This is a genomic window from Brevundimonas aurantiaca (genome assembly GCF_904830995.1).
GTDB lineage: Bacteria > Pseudomonadota > Alphaproteobacteria > Caulobacterales > Caulobacteraceae > Brevundimonas > Brevundimonas aurantiaca.
The window spans coordinates 767497-779736 of record NZ_CAJGVD010000001.1 but is presented as its reverse complement, the minus strand read 5'-3'; the positions used below and the strand labels follow the sequence as shown (position 1 = coordinate 779736).

14 protein-coding genes and 1 tRNA gene are annotated in these 12240 nt (G+C 66.4%); 11 read left to right on the top strand and 4 right to left on the bottom strand.

The window, feature by feature from the left end:
* Positions 1–29: 29 nt before the first annotated feature.
* Both JMT67_RS03900 and JMT67_RS03895 read left to right on the top strand, forming a co-directional pair.
* Positions 30–461, top strand: a complete 432-nt coding sequence (locus tag JMT67_RS03900; protein ID WP_054765968.1) for a hypothetical protein — start codon at positions 30–32, stop codon at positions 459–461.
* A 177-nt stretch (positions 462–638) separates the two neighbouring features.
* The gene (locus JMT67_RS03895) at positions 639–2786 is read left to right on the top strand and encodes a sodium-translocating pyrophosphatase (RefSeq protein ID WP_201462739.1); all 2148 of its coding nucleotides are present in this window, start codon (positions 639–641) and stop codon (positions 2784–2786) included.
* Positions 2787–2846: 60 nt separating this feature from the next.
* Here the strand turns inward: JMT67_RS03895 and JMT67_RS03890 are convergent, their stop codons facing one another.
* Positions 2847–3326 (bottom strand): outer membrane protein assembly factor BamE, encoded by a 480-nt coding sequence (locus JMT67_RS03890; protein ID WP_182714725.1) that lies wholly within the window; start codon positions 3324–3326, stop codon positions 2847–2849.
* 91 nt (positions 3327–3417) lie between these two features.
* On the opposite strand from JMT67_RS03890, the gene JMT67_RS03885 reads away from it, so the two are divergent.
* The 8 genes from JMT67_RS03885 (at position 3418) to nhaA (ending at position 9042) form a co-directional block, all read left to right on the top strand.
* Positions 3418–3942, top strand: a complete 525-nt coding sequence (locus JMT67_RS03885; RefSeq protein ID WP_201462738.1) for a ubiquinol-cytochrome C chaperone family protein — start codon at positions 3418–3420, stop codon at positions 3940–3942.
* 4 nt (positions 3943–3946) lie between these two features.
* A complete protein-coding gene (locus JMT67_RS03880; protein WP_233455786.1) occupies positions 3947–4465 on the top strand; it encodes a YceD family protein in 519 nt (172 codons plus the stop codon).
* A 105-nt stretch (positions 4466–4570) separates the two neighbouring features.
* A complete protein-coding gene (plsX, locus tag JMT67_RS03875; RefSeq protein ID WP_267904129.1) occupies positions 4571–5647 on the top strand; it encodes a phosphate acyltransferase PlsX in 1077 nt (358 codons plus the stop codon).
* The gene (locus tag JMT67_RS03870; RefSeq protein ID WP_152950515.1) at positions 5644–6621 is read left to right on the top strand and encodes a beta-ketoacyl-ACP synthase III; all 978 of its coding nucleotides are present in this window, start codon (positions 5644–5646) and stop codon (positions 6619–6621) included. The genes plsX and JMT67_RS03870 overlap by 4 nt, the downstream gene beginning before the upstream one ends.
* A 77-nt stretch (positions 6622–6698) precedes the next feature.
* Positions 6699–7004 (top strand): integration host factor subunit alpha, encoded by a 306-nt coding sequence (locus JMT67_RS03865; protein WP_054766969.1) that lies wholly within the window; start codon positions 6699–6701, stop codon positions 7002–7004.
* A gap of 5 nt (positions 7005–7009) precedes the next feature.
* Positions 7010–7429: a MerR family transcriptional regulator gene (locus JMT67_RS03860; protein WP_201462735.1), complete on the top strand. Its 420-nt coding sequence runs from the start codon at positions 7010–7012 to the stop codon at positions 7427–7429.
* Positions 7430–7488: 59 nt separating this feature from the next.
* Positions 7489–7565: transfer RNA gene (locus JMT67_RS03855), tRNA-Pro, on the top strand.
* A 244-nt stretch (positions 7566–7809) separates the two neighbouring features.
* The gene (gene nhaA / locus JMT67_RS03850) at positions 7810–9042 is read left to right on the top strand and encodes a Na+/H+ antiporter NhaA (RefSeq protein WP_054765960.1); all 1233 of its coding nucleotides are present in this window, start codon (positions 7810–7812) and stop codon (positions 9040–9042) included.
* 35 nt (positions 9043–9077) lie between these two features.
* Here the strand turns inward: nhaA and JMT67_RS03845 are convergent, their stop codons facing one another.
* Both JMT67_RS03845 and JMT67_RS03840 read right to left on the bottom strand, forming a co-directional pair.
* On the bottom strand, positions 9078–9272 hold the full coding sequence (locus tag JMT67_RS03845; protein ID WP_201462734.1) for a DUF2842 domain-containing protein: 195 nt from the start codon (positions 9270–9272) through the stop codon (positions 9078–9080).
* Positions 9272–9526 (bottom strand): transglycosylase, encoded by a 255-nt coding sequence (locus JMT67_RS03840; protein WP_224760946.1) that lies wholly within the window; start codon positions 9524–9526, stop codon positions 9272–9274. Before JMT67_RS03840 ends, JMT67_RS03845 begins: the two co-directional genes overlap by 1 nt.
* A gap of 146 nt (positions 9527–9672) precedes the next feature.
* On the opposite strand from JMT67_RS03840, the gene JMT67_RS03835 reads away from it, so the two are divergent.
* Entirely contained in the window at positions 9673–10773 is a 1101-nt protein-coding gene (locus JMT67_RS03835) for a COX15/CtaA family protein (RefSeq protein WP_201462733.1), read from the top strand.
* Here the strand turns inward: JMT67_RS03835 and JMT67_RS03830 are convergent.
* A complete protein-coding gene (locus JMT67_RS03830) occupies positions 10742–12142 on the bottom strand; it encodes an alkaline phosphatase PhoX (protein WP_201462732.1) in 1401 nt (466 codons plus the stop codon). The genes JMT67_RS03835 and JMT67_RS03830 overlap by 32 nt on opposite strands.
* Positions 12143–12240 lie beyond the last annotated feature (98 nt).

Sequence of the window (12240 nt, the reverse complement as noted above, 5' to 3'; positions counted from 1 at the left end):
TCCTAACCCACCGCCGTTAGGCTGGTCGCATGGATCGCAGAAGCTTCATCGCCGCCGGAACCGTCGCCCTCGCCGGGACCGCCGCCGGTTCCGCCGCCGCCTCCTCCGAGAAGGCGGCCGAAGGGCCCCCGACCTTCGGCATAGCGGGGGTGGGCCTGCCCGTCATCGCTGACGGTCGGCTGCGGAACTATGTCTTCGTCTCGCTCCGCCTGATGCTCGGTGCAGGCAAGACCGCCGATCAGATGCGGCTGAAGGAGGCCTTCTTCCGCGACGCCCTGGTGAAGGCCGCGCACCGGACCCCCTTCACCGTTCCCGGCGACTGGACGCGCCTGGACGAGCGTCGCATGTCGGCCGCCCTGGTCGCTGCCGCCAACACCATCTCCGGACGGGGCTCGGTGACCGGCGTCGAGATCATCGCCCAGAGCCCACGCCGTCGCTCCGGCATGCCGACCGCTCACTAGCGGTCAACGATCACGGTTGCGTCAACTTGACGCCCGTGACACGCTCCCTCTGCAAAATCCCAAGGGGCGCAATGACGCGCTCGCCGCGTGCGGGGGGACCGGAAGGCGGACAGAGGCCCTAAGGCCCGCCCGCCGCGCCAGGCCTGCGCGCCTGTTTGCAAGGGCATGGAAACGCCAATGACGACCTATCTTACGCTGGTCTTCGCGGCCGGTGTTCTGGCGGTGCTTTACGGCGCCGTTCAGACCGCCGCCCTGATGAAGGCGAGCACTGGCAACGACAAGATGCGAGAGATCGCCGCCGCCATTCAGGAAGGCGCCTCGGCCTATCTGAAGCGGCAATATCTGACCATCGGCCTGGTGGGGATCGTGATCCTGATCGCCGCCTATCTGCTGATCGGCCCCTATGCGGCCGTAGGCTTTTTGATCGGGGCGGTCCTGTCGGGCGCGGCCGGTTACGCCGGGATGCTGATCTCGGTGCGGGCCAATGTACGCACGGCCCAGGCGGCCTCCGAAAGCCTGTCCAAGGGGCTGAACCTGGCCTTCCGGTCGGGCGCGATCACCGGCATGTTCGTGGCGGGCGGCGCCCTGATCGGGGTGTCGGGCTATTTCATCGTGCTGACGCACCATCTGGGGTTGGATCCGGTCGGGCGCGAAGTGATCGACGGGCTGGTCGCCCTGGGCTTCGGCGCCTCGCTGATCTCGATCTTCGCGCGACTGGGCGGCGGCATCTTCACCAAGGGCGCCGACGTGGGCGGCGACATGGTGGGCAAGGTCGAGGCCGGCATCCCTGAGGATGACCCCCGCAACGCCGCGACCATCGCCGACAATGTCGGCGACAATGTCGGCGACTGCGCCGGCATGGCGGCAGACCTGTTCGAAACCTATGCGGTGACGACCGTGGCGACCATGGTGCTGGCGGCCATCTTCTTCCGCGGCCAGCCCTATGTGGACATGCTGATGGTGCTGCCGCTGGCGATCTGCGCGGTCTGTATCGTGACCTCGATCATCGGTAGCTTCTTCGTGCGGCTGGGCAAGAGCCAGAACATCATGGGCGCCCTGTATCAGGGGCTGATCGTGACCGGCGTCCTGTCCATCGGGGCGGTCTGGTGGGTGATCGACCAGATGGTGACCGGGCCGGTGACGACGACCGGCGGTCTGGTCATCCAGCCCATGGCCCTGTTCTGGTCCGGCATGGTTGGGCTGGCGGTGACGGCGGCCATTGTGGTGGTGACGGAGTACTACACCGGTTCGGGCTTCCGGCCGGTGCGGTCGGTGGCCAACGCCTCGGTGTCGGGCCACGGGACCAACGTCATCCAAGGGCTGGCGGTGTCGCTGGAGGCCACGGCGCTGCCGGCCCTGACCATCATCGTCGGCATCGTGGCCAGCTTCCAGCTGGCGGGTCTGTTCGGCATCGCCATCGCCACCACCACCATGCTGGGCGTGGCGGGGATGATCGTGGCCCTGGACGCCTTCGGGCCGGTGACGGACAACGCCGGGGGGATCGCCGAAATGGCCGGCCTGCCCAGCGAGGTGCGGCATTCGACCGATGCGCTGGATGCCGTGGGCAACACGACCAAGGCCGTGACCAAGGGTTACGCCATCGGTTCGGCGGGCCTGGGGGCGCTGGTGCTGTTCGCGGCCTATACGTCGGACCTGCAATATTTCTCGGCCAATCCGGCGGACTATCCCTTCTTCGCCGACATGGGGACGGTCGCCTTCGACCTGACCAATCCTTATGTGGTCGTGGGCCTGCTGTTCGGGGGGCTGTTGCCCTTCCTGTTCGGCGGCATGTCGATGATGGCGGTCGGGCGCGCCGCCGAGTCTGTCGTGGCCGAGGTGCGGCGCCAGTTCCGCGAGAACCCCGACATCATGACCTATCAGGTCAAGCCCGAGTACGGACGGGCGGTGGACATCCTGACCAAGGCGGCGATTCGCGAAATGATCGCGCCGTCGCTGCTGCCGGTCCTGTCGCCCATCGTCCTGTTCGCCGCCGTCATGGTCATCTCGGACAAGGCCAACGCCTTTGCGGCCTTGGGCGCCATGCTGATGGGGGTGATCGTCACCGGCCTGTTCGTGGCCGTGTCGATGACTTCGGGCGGCGGCGCTTGGGACAACGCCAAGAAGGTGATCGAGGAAGGCTTCACCGACAAGAACGGCGTGGTGCACGGCAAGGGATCGGAGGCCCACAAGGCGGCCGTGACCGGCGACACCGTAGGCGACCCCTATAAGGACACCTCGGGGCCGGCAGTAAATCCGATGATCAAGATCACCAATATCGTGGCCCTGCTGCTGCTGGCGGTGCTGGCCAGCGGGACGGTCGGCTGACGTGAAAACGCCCCGGAGAGCGATCTCCGGGGCGTTTTTCCTTGGGCGATGCGCCGGGGATCAGTCCGGGCGGCGTTGACCGGGAGTGTCGTCCTCGGTGCGCGGCAGCTGGCCGCGGCCGACGTTGCCCAGCAGCTGCTCCAGAACCGTCAGGGCGCGGCCGCGCGTCGGGGTTTCGCGGCTGTTCATGGCGATCTGTTCGCCGTCCGCCAGGCCCAGGGTGCGCACGGCGGCGACCTTGTCGCCGTTCGGCTCGAAGGTGATTTCGGTCACCGTGCGGCTCGAGACGACCGGCAGGTTGTAGGTGTATTTCTCAGTGGTCTGGCTGATGTAGTACCAGACCTGGTCCGGTTCGAAGGTCGAGGTGGTCGAGGGCGAGCCCAGCCGCGCCAGCACCGTCTCCTTGGTGTCGGTTCCGGCGACCACGTCCTGGGGCTTGGCGTCGATCACCTGAAAGCCGTTGGAGCCGACCATCGGCGCGCAGGCGGCGGACAGGCCGCCCAGGGAAACGGCGACGAAAAGCGGGACGAAACGAGACATGATCGGGCGCCTGCGAGAGAACAAGATCTTTGACCTAGACGGACCTGCGTCCTAGTTCAACGGCGCGGCGGAAAAGGGGCCGTTTAAAGCCATGCTGAAAAACCTGTTCAAACCCCGCGAAGGCGTCCGAATCGGCGACGCCCTGTACGCCCTGGCGGTGGAGCAGGCGCGCCAGCCGGGACTTTACACGCGACTGGGCGTGGCTGACCGGATCGATGCGCGGTTCGAACTTTATACGCTGCACGTGCTGCTGCTGGTGCTGCGGCTGCGCGATGAGAACACGCCGCCCGGGCGAGACGCGGCCCAGGCTCTGTTCGACGTCTATGTCTCGGCGCTGGACCATGCGTTGCGGGAAGAAGGCGTCGGCGACATTTCGGTGGGCAAGAAGATGCGCAAGCTGGGCGAGGCCCTGTACGGCCGGATGAACGCCTATGAACCGCCGCTGCGCGACGGCGATGCGGCGGCTCTCACCGAAGCTCTGGCGCGCAATGTCTATGGCGAGACGCGGGCGGAACAGGCGGCTGATCTGGCGCGCTACGCCCTGGCCGCGCGAGCCGCCCTGGCGGCGCAGGAATTCAATGATGTGCTGGTGAAGCCGGCCTGGACGGATGTTTGAGACCATGAGCGCAAGCCTCCCCTACAGCGAGACGGTGCGGGTCAATCAGATCGGCGCGGGGCTGAGCCGACGCCTGGAGCCCGACGCGGCGGCGCGTCAGCGAATTGCGCGCGCCCTGGATCTGCAGGGCCTGGACGCCTTTGCCGTCGATATTGAGGTCAAGCCGACCCCGTCGAGCAGCGAGTGGACGATGAAGGGGCGCGTCACGGCCCATGCGATCCAGACCTGCGGCCTGACCTTGGAACCCCTGCCGGTCGAGGTGGACCGCCGCTTCTCGATTCAGTTGGCCGAGGCCGAGCCGCAGCAGACCGACGAGATCGAAGTCACCCTGGAGGAGGAGGACGCCGACCTGATCGAGGACGGCAAGATCGACCTGGGGCAGTATGCGGTCGAGCAGCTGGTCCTGTCTCTGGACCCCTTTCCGCGCAAGCCGGGGGCGCAGTTCGTGCAACCGGAAGAGCCCGCCGAAATCTCGCCCTTTGCAGCTTTGAAGGCCCTGAAGCCGCAGGACGACCAAGGCTGAGGTTGACGCAGGGGCCGTGCGGTTGCATCCCCCGGCGTCGGCGCTATCGTCCGGCGCCTATATCCAGTGTCGTGCGACAAGACGACGCGGTTAGTCGAGGTCCATTTGCCAGTCCCAGTTACGATCTCGCTTGACGCCATGGGCGGCGATCACGGCCCATCCGTCGTCGTTCCGGGCGTCCAAAGCTTTGTCCGCGCCCATGGCGGGGAGGGAGTCCGCTTCCTGCTGCATGGGGACGAGACCCGGATTCGCGCCGAGTTGGCGCATTGCAGCCTGCCGGCCGACACGGTCGACATCCGTCATACCGACAAGGTGGTGGCCATGGACGAGAAGCCCGCCCAGGCCATGCGCCGGGGCAAGGGCTCGAGCCTATGGAACGCCGTCGAGGCGGTTAAGACCGGCGAGGCCGGCGGCGTGGTCTCGGCGGGCAACACCGGCGCCCTGATGGCCATCTCCAAACTGATTCTGCGCATGTCGGCGCCGGGCCTGGAGCGGCCGGCCATCGTCGCCAGCTGGCCGACCTTCAAGGGCCATACGGCGGTTCTGGACGTCGGCGCCAACATCGGCAGCGACGCCGAGCAACTGGTCGAGTTCGCCATCATGGGCGAGGCTTTCCAGACGGCGGTGCGCGGCACCGTTCGCCCGACCATCGGCCTGCTGAACGTCGGCTCCGAGGACATGAAGGGCAATGAACAGGTCAAGGAGGCGCACGCCATCCTGCGCGACGGCCCGTTCGACCTGAATTATTACGGCTTCGTCGAAGGCGACGACATCGCCAAGGGCACGGTGGACGTGGTCGTCACCGACGGCTTCACCGGCAATATCGCCCTGAAGACGGCCGAAGGCACGGCCCGCTATATCTCGGCCCTGCTGCGCGAGGCCCTGACCTCGAACCTGCAGGCCAAGCTGGGCGCCGCCATCGCCATGCCGGCCCTGAAGAAGATGCGCGAGAAGATCGACCCCAGCGCCATCAACGGCGGCCCCCTGCTGGGGCTGAACGGGATTGTGGTGAAGAGCCACGGCGGCGCCGACGCCAAGGGCTTCGGAAACGCCATCCGTATCGCTGTGGATCTGGCCCGCAGCGACTATATGACCAAGGTCGGCGCCAATCTGGGCAAGCTGGACGCCGTGTTCGACCATTCCAGCCCACCCGCCGCCCCCGCCGGAGAACCCCTTAAGTGAGCGTCACCCGCAGCGCCGTGACCGGCGTCGGCTCCTATCTGCCGGAGCAGATCGTCACCAACGCCGACCTGGCCCAGATCGTCGACACCTCCGACGAATGGATTCAGGAGCGCACGGGGATCAAACAGCGCCACAAGGCGCGCGACGACCAGCCGACCAGCGATCTGGCGGTCGAGGCCGCCAGGAAGGCCCTGGCAGACGCCGGCAAGACGGCGGCGGATGTCGATCTGATCATCGTGGCGACGACCACGCCCGACATGACCTTCCCCGCCGTCGCCTCCATCGTTCAGCACAAGCTGGGCGCCGGCGTCGGCGTGGCCTTTGACGTTCAGGCGGTCTGTTCCGGCTTTGTCTATGCGCTGAGCGTGGCCGACGGCTTCGTGGCGCGCGGCCTGTCGAAATGCGCCCTGGTGATCGGCGCCGAGGAAATGACGCGGCTGATGGACTGGACCGACCGGACGACCTGTGTGCTGTTCGGCGACGGCGCCGGCGCCGTGGTGCTGGAGCCGCGCGAGGGGCAGGGGACGGCCGCCGACCAGGGGATGCTGGGCTTCGCCCTGCGCGCCGACGGCTCGAAAACGGACCTGCTCTATGTCGACGGCGGGCCGGCGTCGACCGGAACCGTCGGCCATCTGCGGATGGCGGGCAATCAGGTGTTCCGCCATGCGGTGGTCAACATCGCCGAAGGCATCACTGCGGCCTGTGAGGCCGCCGGGATAGAGGTGGCCGACGTCGATTGGTTCGTGCCGCACCAGGCCAATCAGCGGATCATCAAGGGCGTCGGCGACCGATTGGGTCTGGACGAGAACAAGGTGATCTCGACCGTGGCTCTTCACGCCAACACCTCCGCCGCCTCAATTCCCCTGGCGCTGGATGCGGCGATCCAGGACGGGCGGATCAAGAAGGGCGACATGGTGCTGTTGGAAGCCATGGGCGGCGGCCTGACCTGGGGCGCCTGCGCCTTGAGGCTTTAACCGCTGCGCCGGGCATTGATTTTCTGAGAAGTTTGCGCCCCTATGCGCCCAGAAGATCGTTTCCAGACGGGACTATGATGGGCAACCACACCGTAACGCGCGCCGACCTTTGCGAAGCCGTGCATGAAGAGGTCGGTCTGTCCCGCCAGGAGTGTTCGTCCCTGGTCGAACGGACGCTGGAGCTGATCGTGGAGGCCCTGGAAAAGGGCGATACCGTAAAGCTGTCGGGTTTCGGCGTCTTCCAGGTGCGTGAGAAGCGGGCCCGCATGGGCCGCAACCCCAAGACCGGTGAACCGGCGGCGATCAACCCCCGTCGCGTCATCAGCTTCCGCGCCTCTCAGATCATGAAGAGCCGGGTTCACGACGCCGTCGTCGAGGCCTGATTCGCTTGGCTAAGAGCGCCGACGCCTTCCGCACCATTTCTGAGGCGGCCGAGGAGGTCGGAGCCCCGCAGCACGTTCTGCGGTTCTGGGAAACCAAGTTCAGCTTCATCACGCCGGTGAAGCGCGCCGGTGGACGTCGATTCTACCGGCCCCAGGACATCGCCGTGCTTAAGGCGGTTCGGCGGTTGCTGCATGAGGACGGCCTGACCATCCGCGGGGTGCAACGGCTGCACAAGGAGCAGGGGCTCAAGACCCTGGTCGGCGCGGACATGGCCGGTCTGATGGAGGCGCGCGACGCCGAATCCCCGGCTGAGCCCCTGATTCCAAGGCTGCCGGCCCTGACCGGCGTGACTGAGCGGCTGAATGTCGTGCTGATGGATTTGGAACAGGCCAAGGCCCGACTGGACGCTGTTCTTAGAAGCTAGGTGGAAAACCTGTTTTTGCGTTTGCGGCGCGCGAAACCCGCGTCTATAGGGAGCGCCTTCGGAGCGTGGCGCAGCCTGGTAGCGCACTTGACTGGGGGTCAAGGGGTCGCAGGTTCGAATCCTGTCGCTCCGACCATCGACACAGTTCGATGACGGGTTCAGGGGCCGCCTTTTGGCGGCCCCTTTTCCTTTTGCGCCCACGCGGGTCTTTTTCGGCCGCCTTCGGCTTGAACCCGGTTCTCGGCTCATTATGATGAACCGCAGAGATCAGGTCGCCTCCACGCGACCAGGCCGGCGCCTGTGATGTTCGGGTGAATCCGGTCCGACGCCCGTCGATAACCTGGCGTCACGACAGCTTCATTCGATGATCGGAGGCCGCCGTGGCGCGTAAACCTACCCTAGATTTCTTGAAGACCGAGGCCGCGTCCGGCTCGGCCCTGGCCCTCGCGGCGGTCGCCGCCCTGCTGGTGGCGAACTCGCCCTGGAGCGCCGACTATTTCGCCTGGCTGAAGAGCTATCACGTGCTCCAGATCGGGCCGATCCGTCTGGAGGAGACGATCTCCGACTGGATCAAGGAAGGCTTGATGGCGATCTTCTTCCTCGTCGTGGGGTTGGAGATCAAATATGAGATCGTTCGCGGCGAGCTGAGCGACCCCAGGAAGCTGGCGACGCCGGTCTTGGCGGCCTTGGGCGGGATGGCCGGGCCTGCGGCGGTCTATCTGTTCCTGTCCATGACGATGGGGGCGCCGCACGCGGGCTGGCCGATCCCCCTGGCGACGGACATCGCCTTCGCCCTGGCGATCTTCGGCTTCGTCGGCAAGGGGCTGCCCTCGTCGCTCCGCGTCTTCCTTTTGACCCTTGCGATAGTCGATGATCTGGGCGCGATCGCCCTGATCGCCCTGCTGTTCAGCGAGGGCGCCAACTGGACGCCGCTGTTCTGGGCCTTGGGTCTGCTGGCGGCCTTCGGCCTGATCGCCCACAGGATCCGCGTGCCGACCCCCTTCTGGGTGCTTGGCTTTTCGGCGGTCTGGTATCTGACGGTTCTGTCCGGTCTTTCGACCTCGCTCACGGCTGTGGCCTTTGCGATGATCGTTCCGATCCAGGCGCGCAAGGAAGACCGCCAAAGCCCGCTGAAGGAGGCGATGCACGACCTCCATCCCTGGAACGCCTTCCTGGTCCTGCCGCTGTTCGCCTTCGCCAAGGCCGGCGTCTCTTTCGCCGGCCTGTCGCTGGAACAGGCCTTCGCCCCCCTGGTCGTGGCGATCGCCCTGGGTCTGTTTTTCGGCAAGCAGATCGGCGTCTTCGGCGCCGCCTGGCTGGCCTCGGCCCTGCGGATCGGCGCGCGTCCGACCGACGCCAGCTGGCTTCAGGTCTATGGGGTCTCTCTGCTGTGCGGGGTCGGCTTCACCATGAGCCTGTTCATCGGCGTCCTGGCCTTTCCGGGCGCGGTGGACTCCCCTGAGCAGATCGAGGTCAAGCTGGGCGTGATCGGGGGGTCGATCATTTCGGCGATCGGCGCGGCCGTGGTCTTGGCTCTGGCTGGGCGCCGGCCTCGCCGCGATCCGGCGGCCGCAAAGCCGCAGGTGAAGCCGCTCGCAGGTTCCTCGACCTGAAGAGAACGCGAACAGCAGGGCGCGGCTGAGCAGGCTCAGCCGCGCTCCGCCCATCTAAGCAGGGGGATGATCGGCAGTCCCCAAGCCGTGCCTCCGATCCCGAAAAACAGGAAGTCGATCCAAGGCGAGGGCGGCAAAAGACCGCGCAGGGCGATGAGGCCCCATACCCAAAAGATCAGAAAGGCCAGGACGCCGACGGCGGCGATGAACCGACGCGCCCGCGGCGGCATCAGCGCTTGTTCCTGAACAGGAAGAAGGTCGCCAGACAGACGACCGACCCTGTCAGGGCCCAAGGGACCCAGACCCAGCTGTCCAGGGTGCTGACCGCAAAGACCCGAACCGCCAGGAACCAGCCGCAGGCCAGGCCGACGCCGGAGACCAGGCTGGCGCCGCCGAAGCCCCGCCGTCCGGTCAGCAGGTCGGCGATCCAGGCCAGAAGCAGGCCGCCCAGAAGGGCGGCGCCGATGTCGGCGTATTGCAACACGCATCTTCTCCCTGTCAGCCCCATCGGGGAGGACGTCATGATCTCAATCCGACTCGATCTTGCGGCCTGGGCGGGGCATACCGCCTCGGTCGCGATTTGGTCACGGTCGAAGGCGACACCATATCCGGGTCAGTGTCGGGCGTCGAATGAACCGTTTCGGAAATCCAGATCGTAACCGCGCCGTGGCCGTGTGGCTGTTCGCCACGGCGGCCTTGGTCTTTCTGATGGTGGTGGTGGGCGGGGTCACGCGCCTGACCGGGTCGGGTCTGTCGATCACCGAATGGAAGCCGATCATGGGGGCCATCCCCCCGTTGAACGAGGCCCAGTGGGCCGAGGCGTTCGAGAAGTACAAGCAGATTCCCCAGTACGCCCAGGTCAACGCCGGCATGAGCCTGGCCGAGTTTCAGGGCATCTTCTGGTGGGAATGGGTGCATCGACTGCTGGGGCGGGTGATCGGTGTGGTGTTCGCTCTTCCGCTGGCGGTGTTTCTGCTGTGCCGCATCGCGCCCGCCCGCTCGATCTTTCGTCAATGGGCCGTGCCGGATCGACTGATCTGGCGCTGCGTCCTGCTGCTGGGCCTCGGCGGTCTGCAAGGGCTGATCGGCTGGTGGATGGTCTCAAGCGGTCTGTCCGAGCGGGTCAGTGTCGCACCCGAACGTCTGGCGACCCATCTGGGTCTGGCCTTGATCCTGTTCGCCGCCCTGATCTGGACCGGATTGGAGGCCTGGAACGGTCAGGACCACGGACGCCCTCCGGCCGGCTGGGCGCGCGGCGCGGGTTTCCTGCTGGGTCTGGTGTTCCTGCAATGCCTGCTGGGCGCCCTGGTGGCGGGCGGGCACGCCGGGCTCGTCTATACCGACTGGCCCCTGATGAACGGTTCCGTCCTGCCGCCTGCGGACTGGAGCCTGGGCGCCGTCGCCTTCCTGCACGATCAGGCCCTGACACAGTTCAACCACCGTCTGGTCGCCTATGGTCTGCTGATCGCCGTCAGCATCTACGCCTTTCAGGCCTGGCGCTGGCGCGTGGCCGAGGGCATGGGGCTGGCGGCCTTCGTTTTGGCCGGGGTGGTCTGGGGCCAGGCGGTCCTGGGGATCGCCACCCTGATCCATGCGGTTCCTCTGTGGCTGGGCGTTCTGCACCAGGCCGGGGCCGCCGTCGTCTTGGCGGCGGCGACGGCGAACCTCTGGCTGGTGCTGCGGGCTCAGCCCCGGATCTTCATGTCCGGACCGAGGACCATGGTCCGGTGATCGCCACCGTCAGGCCCGGATACTGAATATTGACGAACAGGGTTCGGCCGTCGGGGGCGAAGACCGCGCCGGCGAATTCAGAGTTCCCCTGAAACACGTTGCGCCCCAGGGTGTAGAGCTTGCCTTCGGGCGTGACCCCCTTCAGGTGGTTTTTGACCTCTGTCGAATAGTTGTCTTCGCAGACGATCAGATGGCCCCAGGGCGCGATGGTGATGTTGTCGCCCATGTTCAGCGTTTTCAGGTCCGTGCTCTCGACGAACAACTGCACGCGCCCGGGCCGCCGGCTTTCGCCGGGCCGCCCTTCCTCCGGCGAGGGGACATAGCGCAGAATCTGGCCCCGTTGGATCGGCCCGCCCGAGGTGGCGGTCAGATACAGTTCATTGTCGCCCCACCAGATGCCTTCGGCGCGGGCCACCAGGGCGGCGCCTTCGGCATGGCCGCGCAGCCGCAGATCGCCCTTGGGGCTCTCGACCTCGTGCATGTCGATCCACTCCACCTCGCGCCAGTCGCCGACGGACCAGATCCGGTCCTTGTGGTTCGAGGTGTCGGCCCCGTTGTGCCCGCGCAGGACCATGGCCTGCAGCCGACCGCCCTTGGCCAGTTCGCCCGGGGCATCGGGGAGGAAGCGATAGAAGAGGCCGTCTCCCTGATCCTCGGTGAGATAGAGGATGCCGGTGCGGGGATCCACGCAGACGGCTTCATGTTCGAAGCGCCCCATGGCCTTCAACGGAATCGGATCGACCAGGCCTTCGGCGCGCGCGGGAACTTCAAAGACGTAGCCGTGGTCCTTGGTCACGTCCGAGTCGGCCGGCAGTTCGCTGGTCTCCTCGCAGCTGAGCCAAGAGCCCCAGGGCGTCTGGCCGCCGCAGCAGTTGGTGCTGGTGCCGGCCAGGCTGAGGTGCTGGCGCTCGGTGCGGCCGGTCGCCAGGTCGTAAATGACGGTGGTCGTGCCGCCGGGCAGGGGACGGCCGTCCTTATAGGTGTCATAGGCGCGGTTCGCGTCCAGCCGACCGATCCGTTCCTGATTATAGCCGCCTGGGCCCCAGTTGCGGTGGCTGGCCGAAGAGCCCTTCAGTTCGTGATTGCGGACCAGGGCGACGCGGCTGTCGTCCAGGGCGAAACACCCCATGCCGTCGAACTGTCCAGGAACCAGCAGGCCGTCGGCCATGGTCTCTCCGCCCTGGGAGACGATGCGGTAGGAAAAGCCTTCGGGCAGGTCCAGCACCCCGTTGGGGTCGCGCTTGAGCGGGCCGTAGCCGACGACCTCGTTGAGATAGGTTTCCTCTTCGGCGGCGTGGACGTTGCGGGCCAGGCCGGAAAAGGCCAGAGCGGCGCTGGAGGCGATCAGACTGCGACGATGAAGGATCATGGGGAGGGCTCCGAGGGACGGCCTCCGATGACTCCGAATGATCATGGTTTGATGACGACGACTGTTATTTCATAACAAAAGGACGCCGTTGGCGCTGG